Raw genomic sequence first — 25,081 nt, 5'->3', positions numbered from 1 at the left:
GGGCGGGAGCGTCGGCGGCGGCTGGAGCCCCACCTCATTCGGAGGCTCGGGCGGCTCCGGGGGTTCGTTCGGCGGTGGCGGCGGGCGCTTCTAGACGGTCGGCGCCACCAACGCGACGTGCGGCGCGGGCACCGTGGCGCCGTCGCGCCGTCGGAAGCCGATCCCCACCGCCTCACCGGTGTCGGCTTCCACGAACCGGTAGGCGCTGCTGTCCGGCCGGGCCAGGTGGGTGTGGCCCCACTGGCCGATGGCCGCCAACACCGGCACCAGATCGTGGCCGGCCTCGGTGAGCACATACCGACTGCGGGTGCGGTCGCCGGGCTCCTGGTAGTCGACGACCTCCAGGATCCCCGCGGCGACCAGCTCCGAGAGCCGGGCACTGAGCACGTCCGAGGCCACGCCGAGCCGCTGCTTGAACTCCGAGAACCGGGTGCGGCCCAGCAGTGCCTCCCGGATGATCAGCACCGCCCACCGCTGCCCCAGGACGGACATGGTGCGGGCGATGGGGCAGGGATCGTCGAGCAATGAAGCGGTGCGCATGCTCACATCCTACCTAGGTTGGAAATACAAACTCAGCACTGCTACGTTGACCGGAGCAGAACCGACAAGGAGATGACCATGACAGGAACTCAGGTGGCCGGTGCGACGGCACTGGTAACGGGTGGACAGCAAGGCCTGGGCAAGGCGATCGTCGCCGCGTTGCTCGAGGCGGGAGCGGCCAAGGTGTATTCGACCAGCCGCCGGCCCGGCACTCCGGCCGACCCGCGGGTGGTTGTGATCGAGGCCGACGTCACCGACGATGCATCGGTGGCCGAGCTGGCCAAGGTGGCCGGCGATGCCACCATCGTCGTCAACAACGCCGGAGTCGTCGGCGGTCAGTCGCTGCTCACCGACGACCTCGACGACGTCCGCGCCGTGCTGGACACCAATCTCTACGGAGCACTGCGGGTCACTCGGGCGTTCGCTCCCCAGCTGGCCGGCCGCGGCGGCACCATCGTCAACATCGCCTCCGTGCTGTCCTGGTTGCCCGGATTCGGGTCCTATGGCGTCTCGAAGGCCGCCCTGTGGTCGGCAACCAACTCGCTGCGACTCGATCTGGAACAGCAGGGCACCACCGTCATCGGCGCCTACCTCGGCTACACCGACACCGACATGACCTCCGATCTGGACGTACCCAAGAACCATCCGGCCGATGTTGCCCGCCAGATCGTGGACGGGATCATCGCCGGCACACCGGAAGTCCTGGCCGACGACCTCACCCGGCAGGTGCACGCCCCGCTGCACCCGGTGGCCTAGGCGGATCCGGACGTGGCTACCTACAAGGCATTTCAGGTCACCGGACTGCGTCAGTTCGCCCTCGTCGAACGCGACGTCGTGGCGCCGGCGCCCGGCGAGGTCCGGGTCCGGGTGCACAGCTGCGGCGTCTGCCACAGCGACGTGCTGGCCGTCGAGGGACAGCGGCCCGATCCGCAGCAGCCGGTGGTGCCGGGCCATGAAATCGTCGGTGTCGTGGACGCCGTGGGTGATGGCGTGCATGCCTGGGCACCCGGCGACCGGGTCGGGATCGGCTTCCTCGGCGGACAGTGCAACGAATGCGAGTTCTGTCGCCGTGGCGACTTCGTCAACTGCGTCGACCAGCCCACCCCCGGCACCAGTACCGACGGCGGTTACGCAGAGGTGGTCTACGCACGGGCGACCGGGCTGGTGCGGGTGCCCGACGGGCTGGCATCCAGCGTCGCCGCGCCCCTGCTGTGCGCGGGTATCACCACGTTCAACGCGCTACGCAACGCGCCGGCCGCTCCGGGCGCCCTGGTGGGCATCCAAGGGCTCGGCGGACTCGGGCATCTCGGCGTGCAGTATGCCAAGGCGCTGGGCTTTCGGGTCGCAGCGATCGCGCGCGGACCCGAAAAGAGCGACTTGGCAAAGCAATTGGGGGCCGACTTCTATATCGACAGCGCCGCCGAGGATCCGGGCGCGGCCTTGACTGCGCTGGGCGGGGCGGCGGCCGTCGTGGCCACCGCCGCCAGCGGGGCGTCGATGGGCCCGCTGGTGGCCGGCCTGCGCCCGCGCGGGCAATTGGTGGTGGTCGGCGCCGCCTTCGATCCGATCGCCCTGAACACCACCGATCTCATCTTCGGCGGCCGCAGTGTCGTCGGCAGCCTCACCGGTTCCTCGATCGAGAACGAGGACAACCTGGCCTTCAGTCTCGCCAACGAGATCGCCCCGATGATCGAGGTCATGCCGTTCGAGGACGCGCCGCAGGCGTACGAACGGATGATGTCGGGCAAGGCCAGATTCCGGGTGGTCCTGGAGATCGCGGGTGAGCGGTCATGAGCGCGGTCGAACATGTCAACCGCCGCCTGCTGGTCGCACTACCCGACGACTTCGAACAGGCGCGCCGCCGCTACGAGGCATTGGTGCCGGCGGTCGACATGGCTGCCTTCGCCGGGGCCGGCAACTGGGATGCCGTGCTGGCTGAGGCCAAAGCCCAAGCCCCGCATGGTTTCCTGATCTATCACCGGGCCGACGTTCCCCCGGCGATGGTCGGCTCCGGATCGAACTGGCCGGCCACCGAATACCTGATGGGTAATCACACCATCGCCGAGCGGATGTACCGCCACGACCCGGCCGTGATGCTGCACGCGCCGCTGCGCACCCTGCTCTACGACGGTGGGCAGGGTCCCGTGCTGGCCGTCGACCAGCCCAGCCTGCTGTTCGGCAGCTACGGGAATCCGGCGATCACGGCGGTGGGTGTCGAGTTGGACGGTCTGCTGGCCGCGCTCATCGACCTGCTCGGCGGGGAGGTTCCTGCAGAACTGCGGTAGCGCCCACCGGTTCAGGTGGTGAACAACGACAGATGCACGTAAACCTCATCGGGCGACCGCTCATCGACGATGACTTCACGGGTGACAGTCCCGTGGTCGGTGGTGGTGATCTGGTCCTGACCGTACAGCGGAGCGGGCGCGGAGTTCAGTGGTGGCCCGGCGACGACTTGCATCGATTTCGGGATGTCGGATTTACGCGGCGCCCACGGGAACTGGGCCAGGAACTCGATCAGCTGCGCGCCGGTCATGCGTAATGCCAAGCGGTAGCGAGTGTCCCGACCTGAATCGGTGTCCACGCCGAGCACCTCGACACCCGGCGGCAGTGTCACCTGACCGAACTTCGCGGCCGTTTCCGCGGACACCGACATGGTCTGCTCTCCTCCGTCACGAGCCGTCTCGGGTGATGCGCATGCGGACAGCACAGCCAGCAGCAAGAGCGCAAGGACCAGCTTCACCGCGGCGCGCCGTCGGCGAGCGCCTGATACCCCGTGCCGGTATCCCGAATCCGGTTGGCGATTCCGGTCATATCGCTGTTCGACCGGTGCACGATCTCGGCGATGTCGGCGACGCCTTTGGACACCACGGTCATCATGGTTCGCTCGCCCGCCGCGTTCGGCGGCACGGTGGCCGCGGCGCTGAGCACCCACTGCTTGACCGCGTCGAGGTCACGCCGACCCGACGCCACCACGTCGGCCGATCGGTCGACCTCGGCGCCGAGGCGGCGATCCAGTTCGGCGATCCGGCCGATGGTTCCAGCCAGCCGGTGGTTGCGGTCGGTGTAGGCCTCGGCGGCCGAGCCGGTCCACTGCTCCCCCGGCGCGGTGCCGAGCACCGTCTCGCGGAACCGCTCGAGCCGGCCGCCCATGTCGAATTGGGACCCATCGACCGGAGTCCCGGCACCGAGCGTCGCGCGGGCGTTGTCCCACGTGGCGAGAAATGCCGTCAAAACGCTGATCACCGCCCCTTCGGTCCCGTGACTCGAATCCTATGCGAGCCCGCGGCACCTCAGGAGCGGCAATTTCGCAGTGGTCAGGCGCCGCCGGACGCCCAGCCACAAGTGAGCAGACGCAAAGGGCCGCAATTCTGGGTGGAATTGCGGCCCTTTGCGTCTGCTCGCGGGAAAAGTCAGGCGCCCTTGAGCCGGACCGCCAGGTAGTTCGACACCTCGGAGATGGCCACCCGCTCCTGGGTCATCGCGTCCCGCTCGCGGATGGTGACCGCGTGATCCTCCAGCGAGTCGAAGTCCACGGTGATGCAGAACGGCGTGCCGATCTCGTCCTGACGCCGGTAACGGCGGCCGATCGCGCCGGCGTCATCGAACTCGATGTTCCACGACGCGCGCAGTTCGGCGGCCAGGTCACGAGCCTTCGGCGACAGATCGGCGTTGCGCGACAACGGAAGTACGGCCGCTTTGACCGGGGCCAGCCGCGGGTCCAGCCGCAGCACGGTGCGCTTGTCCACGCCGCCCTTGGCATTGGGCGCCTCGTCCTCGTGGTAGGCATCCACCAGGAAGGCCATCAGCGAGCGGGTCAGCCCGGCTGCGGGTTCGATCACGTACGGCACATAGCGGATGTCGGTGCCCTGGTCGTAGAACGACAGGTCGACGCCGGAATGCTCTGCGTGGGTGGACAAGTCGTAATTCGTGCGGTTGGCGATGCCTTCCAGCTCACCCCACGGGTTACCGGCGAAACCGAACTTGTACTCGATATCGGTGGTGCCCGCGCTGTAGTGCGACAGCTTCTCCAGCGGGTGTTCGTAGAGGCGTAGGTTCTCGGGGTTGATGCCGAGGTCGATGTACCACTGCAGCCGGGTGTCGATCCAGTACTTGTGCCACTCGGGCGCCGTGGAGGGCTCGACGAAGAACTCCATCTCCATCTGCTCGAACTCGCGGGTGCGGAAGATGAAGTTGCCGGGGGTGATCTCGTTGCGGAAGCTCTTGCCGATCTGGCCGATACCGAACGGCGGCTTCTTGCGCGCGGTGGTCACCACGTTGGCGAAGTTGACGAAGATACCCTGCGCGGTCTCGGGCCGCAGATAGTGCAGACCCTCCTCGGACTCGATCGGGCCGAGATAGGTCTTGAGCATCATGTTGAAGTCGCGCGGCTCGGTCCACTGCCCCTTGGTGCCACAGTCCGGGCAGACGATCTCGGACATCGGCACGTCATCCGGCTCGCCACCCTTCTTGAGTGCGTAGGCCTCCTGCATGTGGTCCTGCCGGTGCCGCTTGTGGCAGTTCAGGCATTCCACCAGCGGGTCGTTGAAGACGGCCACGTGGCCCGAGGCCACCCACACCTGGCGGGGCAGGATGATCGCACTGTCGAGGCCGACGACGTCGTCGCGACCGGTGACCACCGACCGCCACCACTGCCGCTTGATGTTCTCCTTGAGTTCGACACCCAGTGGTCCGTAGTCCCACGCCGACTTGGTGCCGCCGTAGATCTCACCCGATTGGTAGACCAGGCCACGGCGTTTCGCCAGGTTCGCAACGGTGTCGATGATTGAAGCCACGGGTTGACAGCGTAGCGATCGGCCCGTCCGAAACCGAAAACGGGACCAGCGGCGAGCACCCTTGACATGCACGGACACGCATGTAATCTAAGTCCATAATGAAAATCGTTTCCACTACTGCCGATGAGCACGATCACGTCAGCGCACCGTCGGTCGAGCTGCCCGCCCGCGACATCCTGGACACCGCGGGTGACCTGCTGCGCGCGCTGGCCGCGCCGGTGCGCATCGCGCTGGTGCTGCAGCTACGCGAGTCCGCGCGCTGTGTGCACGAACTCGTCGATGCGCTGCAGGTCCCCCAGCCCCTGGTCAGCCAACACCTGCGCATCCTCAAGGCCGCCGGGGTGGTCTCCGGTGAACGCAGCGGCCGGGAGGTGATGTACCGCCTGGTCGACGAGCACCTGGCGGAGATCGTGCTGGCCGCGGTGACCCACGCCGGGGAGGACGTCGCATGAGTACACCTGTGCGGGCCACCCGGCAGCGCGCCGCCATCTCCGCGCTGCTGGAGAACATCGCGGACTTCCGCTCGGCCCAGGAACTGCACGACGAACTCCGGCAGCGCGGCGAGAACATCGGACTCACCACGGTGTACCGGACGCTGCAGTCGATGGCGACGTCGGGACTCGTCGACACCCTGCGCACCGACACCGGCGAATCCGTCTACCGGCGCTGCTCCGAACATCACCATCACCACCTGGTGTGCCGGGCCTGCGGGTCGACCGTCGAGGTCGAGGGTGGCGCGGCCGAGGCCTGGGCCGAAAACGTCGCCGCCGAACACGGTTTCAGCGATGTCAGCCACACCATCGAGATCTTCGGGGTGTGCGGCTCCTGCGCCGTCAACTGACGCGCGCGAACTCCAGCACGGGATCCAGCGTCAGCGGCGCCAGTTCGATATCCCCCGGCGCGTGCGGGTCCACCCACGCCATCTCGGCGATCTCGGCGGCCGGCCGCGGCGGGCCGTCGAGGCGCACCCGGAACAGGTCCGCGGCCACCCGGTGCCCTGGTTCGTTGGCCGCCGCCGCGTCGTGATGGCCCAACGGTGTGACCGACGCCTCGACGATGCCGACACCGAGTTCTTCCCGGATCTCCCGGTGCAGGGCCTGTACCGGCGTCTCGCCGGCCTCCAGCTTCCCGCCGGGTTGCATGAACGCTGTCGTCCCGCGCTTGCGCACCACCAGCACATGGTTGCGGTCGTCGAGCACGACGGCGGCAACGATGCGAATGACCGGGCTGGTCACGACAACAGCGCCCGTCGCACATCGGCCCCGGTGGACAACACCATCAGCAGCAGCGTGCCCAGCGCCTCGTCGGTCAGCCCGGCCGCGGGAAAGTTGTAGCGCAGCAGCACATCTGCATGCTTGCGCGAGTTACCGCCGGACGGGGCACCCTTCTCGGTCAGCGACACGGTGCCCAGCAGCGTGTTGTGCGCGTGGTCGCCGACCTTGGCCCGCAGTTTCGCGTCCAACGGCAGATCCCAGGCCAGCATCTGCGTCAACGCCACCATGTCCAACCCCTCGGCGATGGTCACCACCCGCAGCGACGAGAAGGTGCCGTCATGCTGCACGGTGAGCGAGCCGTCGTCCTCGTGGGTGGTGGGCAGGATCGCCTCGGCGACGGCGGCCAACCGTTGCTCCAACGACATGGTCAGGCTCTGCCGAAGCGCCGGTTGCGGTTGACGTACTCCTCGCACGCCGCCCACAGGTCACGCCGGTCGTAGTCGGGCCACAGCTTGTCCTGGAAGACGTACTCGGCATACGCGGCCTGCCACAGCATGAAGTTGCTGGCGCGCTGCTCCCCCGAGGTCCGGATGAACAGGTCGACATCGGGGATGTCCGGGCGGTGCAGGTGCTTGGCGAAGGCGGCCTCGGAGATGCGGGACGGGTTCAGCTTGCCCTCGGCGGCCTCTTCGGCCAATGCGCGCGCCGCCTCCACGATCTCGGTGCGACCGCCGTAGTTCACGCAGTAGTTGACGGTGATGACGTCGTTGCCGACCGTCATCTCCTCGGCGATGTCGAACTCCTTGATGACGCTGCGCCACATCCGCGGCCGGGAGCCCACCCAGCGCATGTTGACGCCCATCGCATCCAGGTTCTCCCGGCGGCGGCGCACCACCTCCCGGTTGAAACCCATCAGGAAGCGCACCTCCTCGGTGCTGCGTTTCCAGTTCTCGGTGGAGAAGGCGTACACCGACAGGTGCTTGATGCCGAGCTCGATGGCACCACAGGTGATGTCGATGAGCACCGCCTCGCCCATCTTGTGGCCCTCGGTCCGGCCCAGGCCGCGCTGGGTGGCCCAGCGGCCGTTGCCGTCCATCACCACCGCGACGTGGTTGGGCACCTGGTCGGCGGGGATCCGCGGCGCGGCCGCCTTGGACGGATGCTGGGGCGGGCGGGAGAACCGGCCGTTGGTGCGGGCCGGCAGCTCGGGGAACACCACCGGCCAGGTCGACGTGTCCGGGAAGACCGGATAGTCGTCAGGCGCCGGGGGCAGTTGCGGGTAGGTGATCTTGCCCCGTTTGGTTGCCATGCGCCATATCCTGCCCGAACACCCTTGCTCGGCGTTCGAGGCCCACGGTATCGACCCGGAAACGGGCTATCTGCTCGTCGCGCACCCGCTCATCACCCCTTTCGACCAAGGGCAATGTCCGAAGTTGACGTTCCAGGTGCCACTGCAGATGGGCCGCGACCAGCCCGCTGGCCTGGCTGCGGTGCGACGAGGTGGATGTCTCGGCGAACTCCCAGTCCCCGTCGTGCAGGGCGACCATCAGATCCAGCACGGCCTGCGCCGGTGTCGCCGAACCCGACGGCCGGCAGTGCACGCAGACGCTGCCGCCCGCGGCGATGTGGAAGGCCCGGTGCGGTCCCGGCGCGGCACACCGGGCGCATTCGGACAGCGCCGGGGCCCAGCCCGCGATCCCCATGGCCCGCAGCAGGTAGGAGTCCAGCACCAGCTCCCGCGGCCGCCGGCCGGCCGCGACCGCCCGCAGCGCCGCCACCGTCAGGCTGTGCAGCTCCGGCACCGGGGCGTGTTCCTCGCCGGCCAGCCGTTCGGCGGTCTCCAGCATGGCGCACGCGCACGTGTAGCGGCCGTAGTCGTTGACGATGTCGGCGGCGAACGCGTCGATGGACTGCACCTGGGTGACGATGTCCAGGTTGCGGCCGGGATGCAGTTGAACGTCGATGTGCGCGAACGGTTCCAGCCGGGCCCCGAACTTGCTGCGGGTGCGCCGCACCCCCTTGGCGACGGCACGGACCACGCCGTGCTCGCGGGTGAGCAGCGTCACGATCCGGTCGGCCTCGCCGAGCTTGTGCTGGCGCAGCACCACCGCTCGATCCCGGTACAACCGCATCGGGCCAGTCTCGCATCGCATGCCGACACCGGCCGCCCCGCAACGCCGGATATCCTCAAATTCAGCATGGTTCCCAACGCAGAAACGCCCACCCGCACGGCACCCGCTCCCAAGCTGCCCGGTTCCCTTCCCACCCTCACCCAGCAGCTCTACCGCCTCGCCAGCGGCGCCACCACATCACAAGAGCTGGTCCGCCAGTCCCTCGACGCGATCGCGGACAGCCAGCCCACGCTCAACGCGTTCCGGGTGGTGCTGACCGACAGTGCGATCGCCGACGCCGCCGAAGCCGACCGCAAACGCGCTGCGGGCCAACAACTTCCGCTTCTGGGCATACCCATTGCCGTCAAGGACGACGTCGACGTCGCCGGTGTCCCCACCCGCTTCGGCACCCGCGGTGAGATTCCGGCGGCCAGCGCCGACTCGGAGGTGGTGCGGCGGCTGCGCGCGGCCGGCGCGGTGATCGTCGGCAAGACCAACACCTGCGAGCTCGGCCAGTGGCCGTTCACCAGCGGCCCCGGATTCGGGCACACCCGCAATCCCTGGTCACGCGAGCACAGTCCGGGCGGTTCCTCCGGAGGCAGTGCCGCCGCGGTCGCGGCCGGCCTGGTGCCGGCCGCCATCGGCTCCGACGGCGCGGGCAGCGTGCGCATCCCGGCCGCGTGGACCCACCTGGTCGGCATCAAACCGCAACGCGGCCGCATCTCCACCTGGCCGCTACCCGAGGCGTTCAACGGCATCACCGTCAACGGGGTGCTGGCGCGCACCGTCACCGACGCCGCGCTCGTGCTCGACGCCGCCTCCGGCAACGTCGACGGCGACCTGCACAAACCCGACCCGATCCGGGCGTCGGACTGGGTCGGCCGGGCCCCGGGGGCACTGCGCATCGCGGTCTCGACGAAGTTCCCGTTCACCGTGTTCCGGGCCCAACTGCACCCGGAGATCGAGGCCGCACTGCGCGACACGGCCGCCCACCTGGAACAGCTCGGGCACACCATCGCCGAGGCCGACCCGGACTACGGGCTGAAGATGTCGTGGAATTTCCTGTCCCGGTCCACGTCCGGGCTGCTGGGGTGGGCCGACCGGCTGGGCTACGGCATCCAGTGGGATAAGCGCACCGTGAGCAATATGCGCACCGGCCGGTTGCTGTCCGAACACGTGCTGCGCAAAGCCAGGGCCGCCGAGGCCGAGGCCCAACGACGAGTGGGCTGGATCTTCAACATCGCCGACGTGGTGCTGGCCCCCACCACCGCACTGCCGCCGCCACGCCTCCACGACTACGACAACCGCGGCAGCCTGGCCACCGACCGGGCCATGATCCGTGCCTGCCCGGTGACCTGGCCGTGGAATCTGCTGGGCTGGCCGTCGATCAACGTGCCCGCCGGATTCACCTCCGACGGCCTGCCGATCGGGGTGCAGCTGATGGGTCCGGAGGGCAGTGAACCGATGCTGATCTCACTGGCGGCCGAGCTGGAAGCCATCAGCGGCTGGATGACCAAGCAACCCGAACCGTGGTGGCTGCCCGCCGCGCTGCAGTAATCTCTTCAGACCATGTTCGCGATCCGCCGTGCCGTCCCCGTCCTCGCCGTCGCCGCCGGCGCGGTCGTCGCGGCGCCGGCCGCCCATGCGGACAACATCCGACTGAACAACAGCGTGATCGCCAACGTCTACACCATCCAGCATCAGGCCGGCTGCACCAACGACGTGACCAAGAACCTGCAACTGCAACTGGCCGCCGAATGGCATGCCAATGACGTACTGAACAACCGCGCGCTGGACGGGGACCTGGGATCGGACGGCTCCACCCCGCAATCGCGGGCCAACGCGGCCGGCTACAAGGGCACGGTGTCGCAGACCGTCGCGATCAACCCGGCGCTGGCCATCAACGGCGTCGAGATCATGAACCAGTGGTACTACCGCCCGGATTACATGGCGATCATGAGCAACTGCGCCAACACCCAGATGGGCGTGTGGTCACTGAACAGCCTGGATCGCAGCGTCGTCGTCGCGGTCTACGGCATACCGGGCTGACGGAAGCGCCCACAACCGCTAGAAGCCCAGCCGCCCAAGCTGTTTCGGGTCCCGCTGCCAGTTCTTGGCGATCTTGACCCGCAGGTCCAGATACACCTTGGTGCCCAGCAGCTTCTCGATCTGGGTGCGCGCCGCGGTCCCGACCTCACGCAGCCGGGCGCCGCCCTTGCCGATCACGATGCCCTTCTGGCTGTCGCGTTCGACATAGAGCACGGCGTGCACGTCGATCAGGTCGTCGCGGTCCTCGCGCTGGTTCACTTCCTCGATCACCACGGCCAGCGAGTGCGGAAGTTCGTCGCGCACACCCTCCAGCGCGGCCTCACGGATCAGCTCGGCCATCAGGACTTCTTCGGGCTCGTCGGTGAGTTCACCGTCGGGGTAGTACGCCGGGCCGGGTGGCAGCTTCGACACGAGCACGTCGGTGAGCACATCGAGTTGCTCACCCGCGGTGGCCGACACCGGCACGATCTCGACGTCCGGACCGTGGCCCGATTGCTCGTCGCGTCCACCGACCAGTTCGCTGACCGCCAGCAACTGCTCGGCCACCCGGTCCTTGGGTACCTTGTCGATCTTGGTGACGATGACGATCAGCGTGGTCTTGGGGGCGACGGCGCGGATCTGCTGGTAGATCCAGCGGTCACCGGGGCCGATCCTCTCGTCGGCCGGTATGCACAGGCCGATCACGTCGACCTCGGAGTAGGTGTCCTTGACCAGGTCGTTGAGCCGCTGCCCGAGCAGCGTGCGCGGGCGGTGCAACCCGGGTGTGTCGACCAGGATGATCTGGAAGTTCTCCCGGTGCACGATGCCGCGGATGGTGTGCCGAGTGGTCTGCGGCCGATTGGAGGTGATGGCCACCTTCTGGCCCACCAGCGCGTTGGTCAGTGTCGACTTGCCGGTGTTGGGCCGGCCCACGAAACAGACGAAACCGGACCGGAATTCGGCCGTCATGCGGGGTTACCCGCGCGGTCGGTGACGATGACGGTCGCCTCCGGCGACAACTCACGGACCGCGGCGATGCCGGCGTCCTCGGCCGAACCACCCAGCAGCACGGCGGCTTCCAGCCCGGCGGCTCCGCTGGACACCGCCGCGGCCACCGCGGCCTGCAGCGCGGTCAGCGTCAGGGCCGCCAGGGTGACCGGGGCTCCGGCGTAGGTGCGGCCGTCCTGATCGCGCACCGCGGCCCCTTGACCGGCCTCGGCCCGGCCCATCGCACCGCGGGCCAGCACCACCAGCTTGGTGTCCTCCTCGGACAGACTCATTCGGCTTCCCCTTCTTCCGTCTTGGCCGGGCTGATCAGCACCGTGCCGATCCGCACCCGACCGCGGTGATCCGGTCCGCCCTCGGCACGCAACCGCAAGCCGTCCCACGTGACCTCGGCGCCGGGCAGCGGCACCCGCCCCAGTTCGTGGGCGAGCAGGCCGCCGACGGTGTCGACCTCCAGGTCCTCGCCGATCTCCAGATCCTCGTACAGCTCACCGAGATCTTCGATCGGCAACCGCGCCGACACCCGGAACTGCCCGTCGCCCAATTCTTCCCAGGGCGCCACCTCGCCGGCATCGTATTCGTCGTTGATCTCGCCGACGATCTCTTCCAGGACGTCCTCGATGGTGACCAGTCCGGCGATGGCGCCGTACTCGTCGACCAACAGCGCCATGTGGTTACGGTCGCGCTGCATCTCGCGCAGCAGGGCGTCCAACGGTTTGGAATCGGGCACGAACACCGCGGGCCGCATCAGTTCACCCACCCGGGAGTCGAACCGCCCACCCGCCGAATACGAGTGCTGCACCAGATCTTTCAGATAGACCACGCCCACCACGTCGTCGACGTTCTCACCGATCACCGGCAGCCGGGAGTGCCCGCTGCGCACCGCGAGCGAGGTGGCCTGGGTGGCGGTCTTGTCGCCTTCGATCCACACCATCTCGGTGCGGGGCACCATCACCTCACGGGCCGGGGTGTCGCCGAGTTCGAACACGGACTGGATCATCTTGCGCTCGTCGTCGGCCACCACGCCGCGCTGCTGCGCCAGGTCGACGACCTCACGCAGCTCGATCTCGGAGGCGAACGGGCCGTTGCGGAAGCCGCGGCCCGGCGTGAGCGCGTTACCGATCAGCACCAGAAGCCGGCTGATCGGCGTGAGCAGCACCGAAATCGCCTGCAGCGGAAGCGCAGCGGCCAACGCGATGCTGTAGGCGTTCTGCCGCCCGACGGTGCGCGGTCCGACTCCGATGGCCACGAAGCTGACCACCACCATGATCGCGGCGGCGGCCACCAGCCCCCACCCGACTCCGAGATAGCCATCCAGATAGGAGACCAGCAGGACCGTCGCGCTCACCTCGCAGGCGATGCGCAACAGCACCACCAGGTTGATATAGCGGGGCCGGTCGGCCATGACCTGGGCCAGCCGCGTCGCGCCCGGCCGCTCCTCGCGCACCATCTCGTCGACCCTGGCGATGGACGCCGTGCCGATGGCGGCATCCACGGCGGCGAACAACCCGCCCAGCCCGACCAGGAAGATCGCGCCCAGCAGCGCGGCCAACCCCGTCACGGTGCGTCGAAGTATCGCGACTTGTCGAGCAGCCGTCGATCCTTCTCGGTCTGCCGATCCTGGCGATAGGTCTGCACCTGATCGGCCACCCACTCCTCGAGCAGGCGCCGCTGCAGGGCGAACATCTCTTTTTCCTCGTCAGGTTCGGCGTGGTCGTAGCCGAGCAGGTGCAGCACACCGTGCACCGTCAACAACGCCAGCTCCTGACCGAGCGAATGCCCGGCTTGTTCGGCCTGTTTGGCGGCGAACTCCGGGCACAGCACGATATCGCCCAACATGGACGGACCGGGTTCGGCGGCATCGGGCCGCCCGCCCGGCTCCAATTCGTCCATCGGGAAGCTCATCACGTCGGTGGGCCCGGGCAGGTCCATCCAACGCATGTGCAGATCGGCCATCGCCGCCGTGTCCAGCAGCACCATGGACAGCTCAGCGGCCGGGTTGACGTCCATCTGGGCGATGACGAACTTGGCGACGCTGATGAGCTCTTCCTCGGATACGTCGTATCCCGATTCGTTGGAGACCTCAATGCTCATGCGGTTCCCTCGCAGGCTCGGGTCCCGCATGCCACCTGTTGGTTCGCTCCGCAAGCTTCGCTCATCGACGCGGCCGCCCATTCGACGAGCGGCGCTGGGCGCGATTCACCAGGGCCGAATCCTCATGGCGGGCATAGGCGTCGACGATCTCCGAGACCAGCCGGTGCCGCACCACGTCGGCGCTGGTGAGCTCGGCGAAGTGGATATCGTCGATGCCGTCGAGGACGTTCATCGCGGCGCGCAGGCCCGAGGCCTGGCCGCCCGGCAGGTCGACCTGCGTGATATCGCCCGTGACAACGATTTTCGAGTTGAAACCGAGCCGGGTCAGGAACATCTTCATCTGCTCGGCGGTGGTGTTCTGCGCCTCGTCGAGGATGATGAACGCGTCGTTGAGGGTCCGGCCGCGCATGAAGGCCAACGGCGCCACCTCGATCACGCCGGACGCCAGGAAGTTGGTGATGACCTCCGGGTCCATCATGTCGTGCAGCGCGTCGTACAGCGGCCGTAGGTAGGGGTCGATCTTCTCGGTCAGGGTGCCGGGCAGGAAGCCAAGGCGCTCACCGGCTTCCACCGCGGGCCGGGTCAGGATGATCCGGTTGACCTGCTTGGACAGCAGCGCGGCGACCGCCTTGGCCATCGCCAGATAGGTCTTGCCGGTGCCGGCCGGGCCGATCCCGAACACGACGGTGTGATCGTCGATCGCGTCGACGTAGCGCTTCTGGTTCACCGTCTTGGGCCGGATGGTCTTCCCGCGCCGCGTCAGGATGTCCAGGGTCAGCACCTCGGCCGGGGAGGCGTCGGCTTCCCCGGTCATCATGGACACACTGCGCCGGATCGCGTCGGGATTCAACGGCTGCCCGGCCGCCAGCACGGCCACCAGCTCACCGATGACACGTTCGGCGAGCGCCACCTCGGCCGGATCACCGGACAGCGTGACGGCATTGCCGCGGACGTGGATGTCGGCGGCGAGCAAGGTTTCGAGGGTGCGCAGGTTCTCGTCGGCCGAACCGAGCAGGCCCACGACAGCGTCGGGCGGAACTGTGATGCTGCTGCGCACCTGGCGGGAGGGCGAATCAGCGGTCGTCTCGCGGGGCGTCACGTGGTGTTTCGTGCCTGCTTTCTGTGCTCTGGAGTAGGTGGTGTCAGTTTAGCGCTGGTCACCGACCTGACCCAACGGTTAAGGGCCACCCCGATTACGGGGTGGCCCTCAACGACAGCTGTCTGGCTTGTCAGTGGCTCTGGTGCACCGAGGTGTCGACCTGCGGCACGTTGACGCTCTGGCCGTTGTCATGCACCCACTGGTTGTGTGCAACATCGGCCTGCGCCGGGCCGGCCAGACCCAGGACGGCGGCGGCCATGCCGGCCGCGATGACGCTGACGAATCCGAACTTCTTCATCTTGCTTCCCGCTTCTTTCCTCTTCGTGTACCGGCGTTTACCGCGCCGGTCTGACATGAAGAACGGGAAAGATGGGATGTTTCATTCCGGTTAAACGCCCCATTTGACCAGGAGTGACGTGATTCACGGCCGCCGGACGTTGAGCTCCGCTTCACACAAGCCGAGGCGCTGGAGGAACCCGAATCACTCAGTCGCGCGGCCCGACGGTCACCGCATCCTGCTCGGGCGCGTCGGCCAGCGGCTCGACGTCCTCGCCGGCGAGCACCTTGCGCATCCGGTCCTTGTCCAGCTGGCCCTCCCAGTTGGCGACGACGAAGGTGGCCACGCAATTGCCGAGCAGGTTGACCGACACCCGCATCGAGTCCATGATCCGGTCGGCACCCAGCAGCAGCGCCACCGCGGCCACCGGGATCGCCCCGTGCCCGATGGCCGCCACCGTCGCCGACAGCGCCAGGAACGACGAGCCGGGCACACCGGCCATCCCCTTCGAGGTGAGCATCAGGACCAGCACCGCGGTGATCTGCTCGCCCAGGCTGAGGTCCACCCCGAGCGCCTGGGCCAGGAACAGGACGCAGATCGACAGGTACAGGGTGGCGCCGTCCAGGTTGAACGAATACCCGGTCGGCACAACCAGACCCGTGGTGGTGCGGGAGCATCCAGCGTTGGCGAGCTTGGCCATGATGCGCGGCAACACCACCTCGGTGGACGCCGTACCGAGCGCCAGGAACAGCTCGTCCTTGATGTACACCACGAACTTCCACAGGTTCACCCCGGCGAACACCTTCACGATCAGCGCGAGGATGAGGATGAACAGCACCGCCGCCAGGTAGCAGGCGGCGATGAGCTTGCCGTAACTGGCCAGTGACCCAATGCCGTACTGCCCGATGATGTAGGCCATCGCGCCGAACGCCCCCACCGGTGCCAGGCGCATCACCCAGCCGATGACGGTGAAGAAGATGTGGCTGAGGTGGTCGACGAACTCCAGGATCACCGGCGGCCCGGATTCACCGAACTTGGCCAGCGCCAGCCCGAACAGCACCGCGAAGAACAGCACCTGCAACAGGGCGTTCTCCGCGAACGCCGACACCACCGAGGTCGGGATGATGTTGAGCAGGAACTCGACGGTGTGCGGCAGCTCGCCGTTACTGGTCTTCTTGGCCACCGCCTCGGCCCCCGTGGCCAACGTCTGGGCGTCGATGGAGAACCCCGCACCCGGCTTCACCAGATTGCCCACCACCAGCCCGAAGATCAGCGCGAAGGTGGTCACCGCCTCGAAGTAGATGAGCGCCTTCACCCCGATCCGGCCCACCGATTTCAGGTCGCCCACATGCGCGATGCCGAGCACCACCGTGCAGAAGATGATCGGCGCGATGAGCATCTTGATGAGCTTGATGAAGCCGTCCGCCAGCGGTTTGAGGGCGCCACCCACATCGGGCCACAGCCAGCCGACGAGGATGCCCGCGACGATCGCCACCAACAACTGCACGAACAGCGACGTGTACCAGGGCGGCTTGTTGGCCAGCCGGACCATCTCGCTGTGCGGCGGCTCGAGAACGGTACTCATACCGTGACGCTATGAAGTCCCCGTCACCGCGCTGTGTGCCGAATGTTTCCCACAGGAAACGGCTGAAATATATCTTCTACAGATCCCAGCGGCCGGTCAGCACGCCGAGCGCGCCGAGCGCCACCGCCGCTGCGGTGGAGGTGCGCAGCACCGTCGGCCCGAGCCGGACCGCCACCGCGCCGGCGCCGGTCAGGGTGGCGATCTCCTCGTCGGTGATCCCACCCTCCGGACCGACGATCAGCGTCACCGAATCCGCTTGGCCCACATCGAGATCGGCGAGCGCAACGGTGGCCGACTCGTGCAACACCACGGTCAGGCCGGCGATCCGGCCGGCCAGCTCGGCGGTGCTGCGCACCCCGTCGACGGTCGGGATGTACGCGCGCCGCGACTGCCGGGCCGCCGAGCGGGCCACCGCGCCCCACCGGCGCAACCCCTTGTCCACTTTGGCCGCCGATTCCCAGCGCGCCACGCACCGGTGGGCCTGCCAGGCCACGAACGCATCCGCGCCCGCCTCGGTGGCCAGTTCGACCGCCAGCTCCGAGCGCTCGGATTTCGGAAGCGCCTGCACGACGGTGACCGGTGGGACCGGTGCAGGTACCCGCGTGCTGGACAGCACCCGGGCCGTCAGCCGGCCCTTGGTGGCTTCCTCGACGACGCAGTGCGCGACCGTGCCGGCGCCGTCGCCGAGGTCGAGTTCCTCACCCGGCCGGAAGCGACGCACCGTGGCCGCGTGGTGGCCCTCCTCACCGTCGACGACGGCGACCGCGCCGGGCCCGGGCAGGGCGTCGACGTAGAACAGCGCCCTACTCATCCGCTCCGCTTCTCGCTAGCCCCACGCGCGATCCCGCTCCGCTTCTCGCTTTAACGCCCGGAGAACGTTTCCCGCAGCCGACTGAACAGCCCGCCGTTCGTCGAGGACGCACCGTGCGCGGACCGGACCTCGGCCACGTCGCGGGAGCGGTGCGCCTTGAGTTTGCGCAGCAGATCGGTGTCGGTGGCGTCCAGCCGGGTCGGGACGAGCACCTCGATATGGGCGTGCAGGTTGCCGCGCACACCGGATCGCAGGTGCGGCATGCCGTGACCGCGCAGCGTCGTCACCGAACCGGGCTGCGTCCCGGCCGGGATGCTGATCTCGGTGCTGCCGTCCAAGATGTCCTCGACGGTGACGGTGGTGCCCAGCGCCGCGTCGAACATCGGCACCGACACCGTGCAATGCAGATCGTCGCCGTCGCGCACGAAGATGTCGTGCGGTTGCTCGTGCACCTCGACGTAGAGGTCGCCGGCCGGCCCGCCGCCGGGGCCGACCTCGCCCTGGGCCGCCAGCCGCACCCGCATCCCGTCGCCGACGCCGGCCGGGATCTTCACGCTGACCTCACGCCGGGCCTGGACCCGGCCGTCGCCACCGCAGCGGTGGCACGGATCGGGGATGACCTCACCGACGCCGCCGCACACCGGGCACGGCCGCGATGTCATCACCTGGCCGAGCAGCGACCGCTGCACGGTCTGCACCTCGCCCTGGCCGTGGCAGGTGTCGCAGGTGACGGGGCTGGACGTGCCGTTGGTGCCCTTGCCATGGCACAGGTCGCACAGTACGGCGGTGTCGACGGTGACCTGCTTGGTGACGCCGGTCGCGCATTCGGACAGATCCAGCCGCATCCGCAGCAGCGAATCCGACCCCGGCCGTACCCGGCCGATCGGGCCACGCGAACCGCCGCCCCCGCCGAAGAAGGCCTCGAAGACGTCACCGAGGCCACCGAAACCACCGAACCCGCCGGCGCCCGCACCGGCGGCACCGTTTTCCATCGGGTCGCCGCCGAGGTCGACGATGCGGCGCTTCTCCGGGTCGGAGAGCACCTCGTAGGCGAGACTGATCTCCTTGAACCGGGCCTGCGCCTCCTCGTCGGGATTGACGTCGGGATGCAGTTCGCGCGCAAGCCTGCGGTACGCGCGCTTCAGCTCCGAATCGCTGGCGCCCTTGCTCACGCCGAGCAGACCGTAATAATCGCGTGCCACGTACAACCTCTTTCATGCCGCCAGTAGCGGCCGTCCCCTACCGGGTGCCCAAAACCTCGCCAATGTAGAGAGCAACTGCGGCGACATTGGCGATCGTTCCCGGATAGTCCATCCGAGTGGGACCGACCACACCCATGCCGCCGTACACCTTGCCCGAGCTGCCGTACGCGGTGCTCACCACCGACGTCCCCACCATCTGCTCGGCCTCGGTCTCGTGCCCGATACGCACGGTGACCTTACCGGCCTCCTGCTGGGCAGCCAGCAACCGCAGCACCACCACCTGCTCCTCCAGCGCCTCCAGCACCGACCGCAGCGACCCACCGAAGTCGGCGGTGTTGCGCGTCAGGTTGGCCGTGCCGCCGAGCAGCAGACGTTCCTCGGTGTGCTCCACCAGGGTCTCGACCAGCACCGTGGCCGCCCGGCCGATGGCGTCGCCCAGCCCGCCATGCCCGTCGAAGGCGCCGGCCAGGTCCGCCACCGCCACCGAGGCGGTGGCCAGCGGCTTGCCGTCCAGCGCGGCACCGAGCCGCTCGCGCAGCTGGGACAGCTCGTGGTCGGAGATCGCGTCGCCGAGTTCGACCACCCGCTGGTCCACCCGCCCGGTGTCGGTGATGACCACCAGCAGGAGCTTGGCCGGGGTGAGGGCCACCACCTCCAGGTGGCGCACCGTCGAGGTGGACAACATCGGGTACTGCACGATGGCGACCTGGCGGGTCAGTTGCGCGAGCAGTTTGACGGCGCGGCGCAACACGTCGTCGAGGTCCACACCGGACTCCAGGAATTGCAGGATGGCGCGCCGCTCACTGCCCGACAGCGGTTTGACCTCGTCGAGCCGGTCGACGAATTCGCGGTAGCCCTTCTCGGTGGGCACGCGGCCGGAACTGGTGTGCGGCTGCGCGATGTACCCCTCGGCCTCCAGCACCGCCATGTCGTTGCGGACGGTGGCGCTGGACACCCCGAGGTTGTGACGTTCGACGAGCGACTTGGACCCGATGGGTTCCTTGGTGGTCACGAAATCGGCGACGATGGCGCGCAGCACCTCGAAGCGACGGTCGTCGGCACTACCCACTTGTTCACCTGCCTTTGGCTCGCGGTCTGTTGACCATTTTACGGGGACCAACAGCAGGTATTCACGTTGGCAAGGACACCGCGCGCCTCGTGGGATTAACCTCGTCGCATGGGAGCCCGCCGGTGATCTTCAAAGGTGTCCGCGACGGCAAACCCTATCCCGAGCACGGCCTGTCCTACCGGCAATGGTCGCAGATCCCGCCCCGCCAAATCCGGTTGGACGAACTGGTGACCACCACCACGGTGCTGGCGCTGGACCGGCTGCTGTCCGAGGACTCGACCTTCTACGGCGACCTGTTCCCGCATGCGGTGCGCTGGCAGGGCGTGATCTATCTGGAGGACGGGCTGCACCGTGCGGTGCGCGCGGCGCTGCGTAACCGCACGGTGCTGCACGCCAGGGTCTACGACATGGACGCCGGCGCCGAGTAGTCGGCGTCACGGCGCGTCGCCCGCCCCGGCCGTCAGGCCGGCGGCCCGATTCCGGCGCTGGACGAACCACCACAGCAGCACCCCGCCGGCCAGGATCGTGACGGCGATGCCCAGTTCGAGCACGCCGCCGTAGCCGGTGATCGAGAATCCGGTCGCGCCGACCACCAGCATCACGGCGAGCAGCACCGCCAGCCCGATCGACAGCGGCACGAAAAGCCGCGGCAACCGGATGGGCCGGACCGCGTCCGGGCGGTCCTTGCGCAACACCGCGAACCCGGCGACCGCCAGCACATGAGCCAGGATGTAACCCAGATTCCCGGTGACGATGATGGCCAGCGGCTGCTGCAGCACCACGAGCAGGACGACGTTGAGCACCAGCATCACGTTCAGGGCGCGCACCGGGACACCGCGGCGGTTCAGCGTGCCCACCGCCCGGACGGTGACACCTTCCTTGCCCATGTTGAACAACACTCGTGATGCGTCGGCGACCGAGGTCAGCATGACCAGCACCAGAGAGGCGATCAGGCACAGCACCATCACCCCGGCACCGGCCCCGGTCAGCTCGGAGAAGCTGGAGACGAAGAAGGTGGCCGGGTCGGCTTCGATCGCCGATTCGCCGGCGAACCCGCCGAGGGTGAGCGGGACGAGGAAGAACACCCCCAGGCAGAACAGTGCGGAAGCACGGATCGCTCGCGAGGTGTCCTTGACCGGGTCCCGGTACTCGGAGGCGAAGGTGGCGCACACCTCGACGCCCAACGTGGTCCACGCCATCACGTACAGCCAGACGATGGCGGTGTGCAGACCTTCCAGTCCGTGCAGCTTCCAGGTCAGGTCCATGGGCGCCCAGCCGGCGTTGAACAGCGGGAAGATGATGAAGACGGCGAGGGGGATCATCAGGATGGCTGCCGTCACGTAGACGAACGCCATGGTGACGCGGACCCCGATGATGTTGATGCCGTACAGGATGAAGATCACCGCCAGACCCACCAGGATCGGGAAGTTCAGGTGCAGTGGCCCGGCGTCGAAGGACCATTGTTGGTCGGGGAACCATTGGGACTGCACCAACAGACCGGTGAACGCGCCGTAGGTGGCCAGGTTGGATCCCCAGGGCAGCCAGTAGCCGACGCCGGCCAGCGGCGCCAGCCAGGGCACCCGGTTCTTCCACGCTTCGGCGGCGTAACCCGCGATCCCGCCGGACGCCTCGGGGAACATGGCCGCCAACTCGATGTAGATCCAGTTGACCCCGAGCGAGATGATCATCGAAATGGCCCACAGTACGGCCGCACCCCAACCGCCGAGGCCGGCGATCGATGCGCCGAGGGTGGCCACCAGCGCGGCCGGCATCGTCATGGCCATGGCGAACCCGTCGAACCAGCGCATCTTGCGCGGTAACTTCGCCTCCCCGGCCAACGGTTCGGCGGGTTCGACGAGCGAATTATCTTTTGTGGTCATGGAACTCAGACCTCCGATGCTTGACGGGCGGCGAAAGGCGGGTGGCGGGACCCCGACGGCGCAACGGCGAGACCGACGGGTTGCGAGCAGAACCATGGCATGGATCGCTATTGGCCGCGGTAGTGACGCAGACTACGGACGGTACCGTTGTCATGACGAATTATCCAGCGTTTCATCAGGTTTCGCAGATCTTATGGTTGTGTGCGCGCGGCCCGGGCATGCCAACGGCACGCCGGTCCGAAGTGGCGGCGCGCCAGATGGGTTGGGTGTCAGCGGGATCGGATCATGCCGGCCTGAATGATTCGTTTGGCGAACGCGGTGCATGCTTGACCATGACGTGCCGGGCCACGGTGTACTCCGCTACCGCCGCCTGGCTCATGTCCTTCCCGAAACCACTTGCCTTGACTCCACCATGCGGAGCCTCGGAGGCGATCGGCAGATGATCGTTGATCCAGGTGACGCCGGCGTCCATCGCATGCGCGACGCGCAGCCCGCGCGCACCGTCGGTGGTCCACACCGATGACGCCAATCCGTAGCGAGAATCGTTGGCCAGCACGATCGCCTCGTTCTCGTCCGTGAACGGCAGTGCCACCAGCACGGGCCCGAACACCTCTTCCTGGACGATCTCGGCGGCCTGCTGGGCACCGGTGATCAACGTCGGCGGATAGTAGGCTCCCGGCCCGTCGGGCAGCGTGCCACCGGCACGCACCGTCGCACCCCCGGCCACCGCCCGCTCGACGAATCCGTGCACGCGTGCACGGTGCTCGACGCTGATCAGCGGGCCGATATCCGTTTCCGGGTCGTGCGGGTCACCCACCCGAATGGCGTTGAACTGTCGAGCTATTCGATCCACCAGTGCATCGAAGACGGCTTCGTGGGCGTAGACGCGGGTGGCCGCCGTGCAGTCCTGTCCGGAGTTGTAGGTCGCGCCCATGGCGATACCGCCGGCGGCGGCGTCCAGGTCGGCGTCGTCGAAAACCAGGCACGGCGCCTTGCCGCCGAGTTCCAGATGCACCCGGGCGCCGCGCGCGGCAGCCGTCGCCATGACGTGCCGGCCCGCGCGGGTCGACCCGGTGATCGAGACCAGTTGTATCCGTTCGTCGGCGACCAGCGCCTCACCCACCTCCCGATCGCCGGTGACCACCTCCAGCACACCGGCCGGGATGCCGGCCTGCACCGCGAGCTCGGCGATGAGCAAGGTGCTGCTGGGGGTGGTCGGTGCCGGCTTGACGACGATGGTGTTGCCGGCGGCGATGGCCGGGCCGATCTTCCACAGCGCCATGATCATCGGGAAGTTCCACGGCGCTATGCCCAGCACCGGCCCGACGGGTCGGCGCACGATCATCGAGGTGTAACCCTCGCTCAACACCCCGGCACCGCTGCCCTCCAAAGACCGTGCCGCTCCGGCGAAGAAACGCAGATTGTCGGTGCCGAAGGGCAGTTCGCCGTCGCGGAACACCGTGGCGGGCTTGCCCGATTCGGCCACCTCCAGGGCGGTCAGCTGATCGGCGTGCGTGTCGATCAGATCCGCCCAGCGCAGGATCTGTCGGGCCCGCTCCCCCGCCGTGCGCCGCGACCATTCGCCGAACGCCTCGGCCGCCGCCGTGACGGCGTCGGCCGCGTCGTCGACGGATGCCTCCGCGATGGTTCCGGTCGGCCGGCCGGTGGCCGGGTCGACCAGTGTCCGCTCAGCCCCGCGTCCCTCGATTCGCCGGCCGCGGTGGAATCGCCCTGCGCTCATGCACACTCCTCTAACTGTTGAAGCCGACGCCGAGATGATCGAGCACACGCAGCAGCGTTCCCCTGCGCCCTGTTTCGTCCTCGCGGGCCAGGGCCGCGCGGGTGAGCTCGACGGCGGGCCAGCGCAACGGCTCGGGCGGGAACGGGACGGCCATCCCGGTGACCGCCTTGAGCCGGGTTCGTTCGGTGTCCCGCTTGGCGAGCAGATCCAGCGCCACCTGCGCGCCGAACCGGGTCGAGGCCACACCGAGGCCGGTGAACCCGACCGCGTACGCGACCCGGCCGTCATACCCGGTCCCGAAGATCGGCGTGAAGCGCGTGGTGGTGTCGATCACGCCACCCCAGCGATGCGTGAACGGCACGTCGGCCAACTGCGGGAATGTCTCGCGAAAATGCCGCGCCAGCAACCGATGTGACGCATCGCGCTGTTCCAGCTCCGGCGCCACCCGGTTACCGAAGTGGTAGATGGCGTCGTATCCGCCCCAGAGGATCCGGTCGTCGCGGGTGCGCCGGAAGTAGTGGAACTGGTTCCCGGCGTCGGTCAGTCCCTGGTTCTGCTGCCATCCGACCGACGCGAGTTGCTCGGCGGTCAGCGGCGCCGTTGCCAGCACGTAGTCGTAGACCGGGAGCATCCAGGCCTTCAACCGGCGCAGCAAGGGCGGGTAGGCGTTCGAGGCGAGCAGGACGTGGCCGGTGCGGACTCCGCCGCGATCGGTCCGAACGGTCAGCATGCCGCCACGGCGGCCGATCCCGGTGGCCGCCGTCTGCTCGAAAATCCGGGCGCCGAGCGTCTCGGCCGCCCGGCGCAGTCCCTGCACCAGTGCCATCGGGTCGATGAGACCGCCCGCGTGGGAACGCATCCCAGCCAGGAAGGCCGGTGACGCGATATCGGCGCACACCTCGTCACGGTCCAGGAATTCGACCTTCTCACCATGGTGCGCGTGCGTGTCGGCCGCCTTCCGCAGCGCGGCCACTTCGTGTTCGGTGCGCGCCAGCGTGGTCTTGCCCACCATGCGCAGGTCGGCGTCGATCTCATGCGCAGCGACGAAATCGGCGATCTGCGCGACGTTCTGGCGTCCCAGCCGTTGCAGCTCGTCCAGTTCGTCCGGCCACAGGGCTGCGCCGTGGGCGATGCCATGGGTGAGTGATTCCGAGACGAAGCCGCCGTTGCGCCCCGATGCACCGGATCCGACCCACTGCTGTTCGAGCACCACGACATCCCGCGACGGATCCTCGGTGAGCGCCTCGATGGCCGCCCACAGACCGGTGTAGCCGGCCCCGATGATCACCAGATCGGCGCCGACGGCACCGATCAGCCGGTCCGACCGGGGACCGGTCGGCATGTTGTCCCACCACACCGGCCGCGGCTCGGCATCGGCCAATTCCGGCCTCATGCGAGCGGCCCGCTCGCGGCGTCGGCCGGGTCCGGCAGGCAGGCGGGTCGGGTCATCGTCGGGGTTTTCATCGTGGACTTCCGAATCGGGCAGATCGATCTTCGTGCGGGACGCACGGCGACAGAACGAGATAGTTACATCCATATTCAGGTTTGGCAATGACTGATAGTTGCACTTCAATAGCATTGGCGCCACCTAAACTGACGTAAAGTTCAGGAAAACTCAGCGAGGTCTCGTGA

29 protein-coding genes are annotated in these 25,081 nt (G+C 68.0%); 8 read left to right on the top strand and 21 right to left on the bottom strand.

The genetic code is table 11. The features are described from left to right. Positions 1–90: 90 nt before the first annotated feature. Positions 91–540 (bottom strand): winged helix-turn-helix transcriptional regulator, encoded by a 450-nt coding sequence (locus tag AWB94_RS21990; RefSeq protein WP_062655349.1) that lies wholly within the window; start codon positions 538–540, stop codon positions 91–93. Between the two features lie 78 nt (positions 541–618). On the opposite strand from AWB94_RS21990, the gene AWB94_RS21985 reads away from it, so the two are divergent. From AWB94_RS21985 to AWB94_RS21975, 3 genes are read left to right on the top strand one after another with little or no spacing between them, the layout of a single operon-like run. Continuing rightward, on the top strand, positions 619–1,296 hold the full coding sequence (locus tag AWB94_RS21985) for an SDR family oxidoreductase (RefSeq protein ID WP_062655444.1): 678 nt from the start codon (positions 619–621) through the stop codon (positions 1,294–1,296). A 12-nt stretch (positions 1,297–1,308) separates the two neighbouring features. Further along, positions 1,309–2,334 carry an alcohol dehydrogenase catalytic domain-containing protein gene (locus AWB94_RS21980; protein ID WP_062655350.1) on the top strand — a complete coding sequence of 342 codons (1,026 nt, stop codon included), beginning with the start codon at positions 1,309–1,311 and terminating at the stop codon, positions 2,332–2,334. After that, positions 2,331–2,825 carry a DUF302 domain-containing protein gene (locus tag AWB94_RS21975; protein ID WP_064961245.1) on the top strand — a complete coding sequence of 165 codons (495 nt, stop codon included), beginning with the start codon at positions 2,331–2,333 and terminating at the stop codon, positions 2,823–2,825. The genes AWB94_RS21980 and AWB94_RS21975 overlap by 4 nt, the downstream gene beginning before the upstream one ends. 11 nt (positions 2,826–2,836) lie before the next feature. Here the strand turns inward: AWB94_RS21975 and AWB94_RS21970 are convergent, their stop codons facing one another. The 3 genes from AWB94_RS21970 to AWB94_RS21960 form a co-directional block, all read right to left on the bottom strand. Continuing rightward, a complete protein-coding gene (locus AWB94_RS21970) occupies positions 2,837–3,193 on the bottom strand; it encodes a hypothetical protein (RefSeq protein WP_234811835.1) in 357 nt (118 codons plus the stop codon). A gap of 83 nt (positions 3,194–3,276) precedes the next feature. Further along, positions 3,277–3,783: an EspA/EspE family type VII secretion system effector gene (locus AWB94_RS21965; RefSeq protein WP_234811834.1), complete on the bottom strand. Its 507-nt coding sequence runs from the start codon at positions 3,781–3,783 to the stop codon at positions 3,277–3,279. 167 nt (positions 3,784–3,950) lie between these two features. After that, positions 3,951–5,333, bottom strand: coding sequence for a glycine--tRNA ligase (locus AWB94_RS21960; RefSeq protein WP_062655352.1), 1,383 nt, complete (start codon positions 5,331–5,333; stop codon positions 3,951–3,953). A 98-nt stretch (positions 5,334–5,431) separates the two neighbouring features. Between AWB94_RS21960 and AWB94_RS21955 the strand changes: the two genes are divergently transcribed. Continuing rightward, complete coding sequence (locus AWB94_RS21955; RefSeq protein ID WP_062655353.1) at positions 5,432–5,785, top strand: ArsR/SmtB family transcription factor; 354 nt, start codon at positions 5,432–5,434, stop codon at positions 5,783–5,785. Next, the gene (locus AWB94_RS21950) at positions 5,782–6,174 is read left to right on the top strand and encodes a Fur family transcriptional regulator (RefSeq protein ID WP_062655354.1); all 393 of its coding nucleotides are present in this window, start codon (positions 5,782–5,784) and stop codon (positions 6,172–6,174) included. Before AWB94_RS21955 ends, AWB94_RS21950 begins: the two co-directional genes overlap by 4 nt. Here AWB94_RS21950 and AWB94_RS21945 read toward each other — a convergent pair. From AWB94_RS21945 to recO, 4 genes are read right to left on the bottom strand one after another with little or no spacing between them, the layout of a single operon-like run. Further along, positions 6,167–6,568, bottom strand: a complete 402-nt coding sequence (locus tag AWB94_RS21945) for an NUDIX hydrolase (protein ID WP_062655355.1) — start codon at positions 6,566–6,568, stop codon at positions 6,167–6,169. The two genes, AWB94_RS21950 and AWB94_RS21945, sit on opposite strands and share 8 nt — an antisense overlap. After that, the gene (locus tag AWB94_RS21940; RefSeq protein WP_062655356.1) at positions 6,565–6,972 is read right to left on the bottom strand and encodes a type III secretion system chaperone family protein; all 408 of its coding nucleotides are present in this window, start codon (positions 6,970–6,972) and stop codon (positions 6,565–6,567) included. Before AWB94_RS21940 ends, AWB94_RS21945 begins: the two co-directional genes overlap by 4 nt. A gap of 2 nt (positions 6,973–6,974) precedes the next feature. After that, a complete protein-coding gene (locus tag AWB94_RS21935) occupies positions 6,975–7,856 on the bottom strand; it encodes a decaprenyl diphosphate synthase (protein WP_062655357.1) in 882 nt (293 codons plus the stop codon). After that, positions 7,804–8,679, bottom strand: a complete 876-nt coding sequence (gene recO, locus AWB94_RS21930; protein ID WP_062655358.1) for a DNA repair protein RecO — start codon at positions 8,677–8,679, stop codon at positions 7,804–7,806. The genes AWB94_RS21935 and recO overlap by 53 nt, the downstream gene beginning before the upstream one ends. Before the next feature lie 66 nt (positions 8,680–8,745). Here recO and AWB94_RS21925 point away from each other — a divergent pair, with 66 nt between their 5' ends. Together AWB94_RS21925 and AWB94_RS21920 are read left to right on the top strand one after the other, a co-directional pair. Further along, the gene (locus AWB94_RS21925) at positions 8,746–10,215 is read left to right on the top strand and encodes an amidase (RefSeq protein WP_062655446.1); all 1,470 of its coding nucleotides are present in this window, start codon (positions 8,746–8,748) and stop codon (positions 10,213–10,215) included. Between the two features lie 12 nt (positions 10,216–10,227). Continuing rightward, the gene (locus tag AWB94_RS21920) at positions 10,228–10,707 is read left to right on the top strand and encodes a CAP domain-containing protein (protein WP_062655359.1); all 480 of its coding nucleotides are present in this window, start codon (positions 10,228–10,230) and stop codon (positions 10,705–10,707) included. 18 nt (positions 10,708–10,725) lie between these two features. Here AWB94_RS21920 and era read toward each other — a convergent pair whose 3' ends face one another. The 10 genes from era to hrcA all read right to left on the bottom strand — a co-directional run bounded on the left by era (position 10,726) and on the right by hrcA (position 19,828). Further along, positions 10,726–11,655, bottom strand: a complete 930-nt coding sequence (gene era, locus AWB94_RS21915) for a GTPase Era (protein WP_062655360.1) — start codon at positions 11,653–11,655, stop codon at positions 10,726–10,728. Then, on the bottom strand, positions 11,652–11,966 hold the full coding sequence (locus AWB94_RS21910; RefSeq protein WP_062655361.1) for a cytidine deaminase-like protein: 315 nt from the start codon (positions 11,964–11,966) through the stop codon (positions 11,652–11,654). Before AWB94_RS21910 ends, era begins: the two co-directional genes overlap by 4 nt. Beyond that, positions 11,963–13,252, bottom strand: coding sequence for a hemolysin family protein (locus AWB94_RS21905; RefSeq protein ID WP_062655362.1), 1,290 nt, complete (start codon positions 13,250–13,252; stop codon positions 11,963–11,965). Before AWB94_RS21905 ends, AWB94_RS21910 begins: the two co-directional genes overlap by 4 nt. Continuing rightward, on the bottom strand, positions 13,249–13,785 hold the full coding sequence (gene ybeY, locus AWB94_RS21900) for an rRNA maturation RNase YbeY (RefSeq protein WP_062655447.1): 537 nt from the start codon (positions 13,783–13,785) through the stop codon (positions 13,249–13,251). Before ybeY ends, AWB94_RS21905 begins: the two co-directional genes overlap by 4 nt. A 61-nt stretch (positions 13,786–13,846) precedes the next feature. Continuing rightward, the gene (locus AWB94_RS21895; RefSeq protein WP_062655363.1) at positions 13,847–14,884 is read right to left on the bottom strand and encodes a PhoH family protein; all 1,038 of its coding nucleotides are present in this window, start codon (positions 14,882–14,884) and stop codon (positions 13,847–13,849) included. Positions 14,885–15,014: 130 nt separating this feature from the next. Then, positions 15,015–15,182: a hypothetical protein gene (locus AWB94_RS35220; RefSeq protein WP_165605280.1), complete on the bottom strand. Its 168-nt coding sequence runs from the start codon at positions 15,180–15,182 to the stop codon at positions 15,015–15,017. Between the two features lie 187 nt (positions 15,183–15,369). Next, positions 15,370–16,746 carry a C4-dicarboxylate transporter DctA gene (gene dctA / locus AWB94_RS21890; protein WP_062655364.1) on the bottom strand — a complete coding sequence of 459 codons (1,377 nt, stop codon included), beginning with the start codon at positions 16,744–16,746 and terminating at the stop codon, positions 15,370–15,372. Positions 16,747–16,822: 76 nt separating this feature from the next. Next, positions 16,823–17,557 carry a 16S rRNA (uracil(1498)-N(3))-methyltransferase gene (locus tag AWB94_RS21885; RefSeq protein ID WP_062655365.1) on the bottom strand — a complete coding sequence of 245 codons (735 nt, stop codon included), beginning with the start codon at positions 17,555–17,557 and terminating at the stop codon, positions 16,823–16,825. Positions 17,558–17,607: 50 nt separating this feature from the next. After that, positions 17,608–18,759: a molecular chaperone DnaJ gene (gene dnaJ / locus AWB94_RS21880; protein ID WP_062655366.1), complete on the bottom strand. Its 1,152-nt coding sequence runs from the start codon at positions 18,757–18,759 to the stop codon at positions 17,608–17,610. Between the two features lie 37 nt (positions 18,760–18,796). Then, the gene (gene hrcA, locus AWB94_RS21875) at positions 18,797–19,828 is read right to left on the bottom strand and encodes a heat-inducible transcriptional repressor HrcA (protein WP_062655367.1); all 1,032 of its coding nucleotides are present in this window, start codon (positions 19,826–19,828) and stop codon (positions 18,797–18,799) included. A 122-nt stretch (positions 19,829–19,950) separates the two neighbouring features. Here hrcA and AWB94_RS21870 point away from each other — a divergent pair, with 122 nt between their 5' ends. Continuing rightward, the gene (locus AWB94_RS21870; RefSeq protein WP_036396172.1) at positions 19,951–20,256 is read left to right on the top strand and encodes a type II toxin-antitoxin system VapB family antitoxin; all 306 of its coding nucleotides are present in this window, start codon (positions 19,951–19,953) and stop codon (positions 20,254–20,256) included. 6 nt (positions 20,257–20,262) lie between these two features. On the opposite strand, the gene AWB94_RS21865 is transcribed toward AWB94_RS21870, so the two are convergent. From AWB94_RS21865 to AWB94_RS21855, 3 genes are all read right to left on the bottom strand, one after another. Beyond that, entirely contained in the window at positions 20,263–21,708 is a 1,446-nt protein-coding gene (locus tag AWB94_RS21865) for an APC family permease (protein ID WP_062655368.1), read from the bottom strand. A gap of 283 nt (positions 21,709–21,991) precedes the next feature. Beyond that, a complete protein-coding gene (locus AWB94_RS21860; RefSeq protein ID WP_062655369.1) occupies positions 21,992–23,449 on the bottom strand; it encodes an aminobutyraldehyde dehydrogenase in 1,458 nt (485 codons plus the stop codon). Between the two features lie 10 nt (positions 23,450–23,459). Beyond that, positions 23,460–24,842, bottom strand: coding sequence for an NAD(P)/FAD-dependent oxidoreductase (locus tag AWB94_RS21855; RefSeq protein ID WP_062655448.1), 1,383 nt, complete (start codon positions 24,840–24,842; stop codon positions 23,460–23,462). Positions 24,843–25,081 lie beyond the last annotated feature (239 nt).

Origin of the sequence: Mycolicibacterium canariasense (assembly GCF_002101555.1) — a bacterium.
GTDB classification, from domain to species: Bacteria; Actinomycetota; Actinomycetes; order Mycobacteriales; family Mycobacteriaceae; genus Mycobacterium; species Mycobacterium canariasense.
This window is presented reverse-complemented; position numbering and strand designations above follow the sequence as displayed.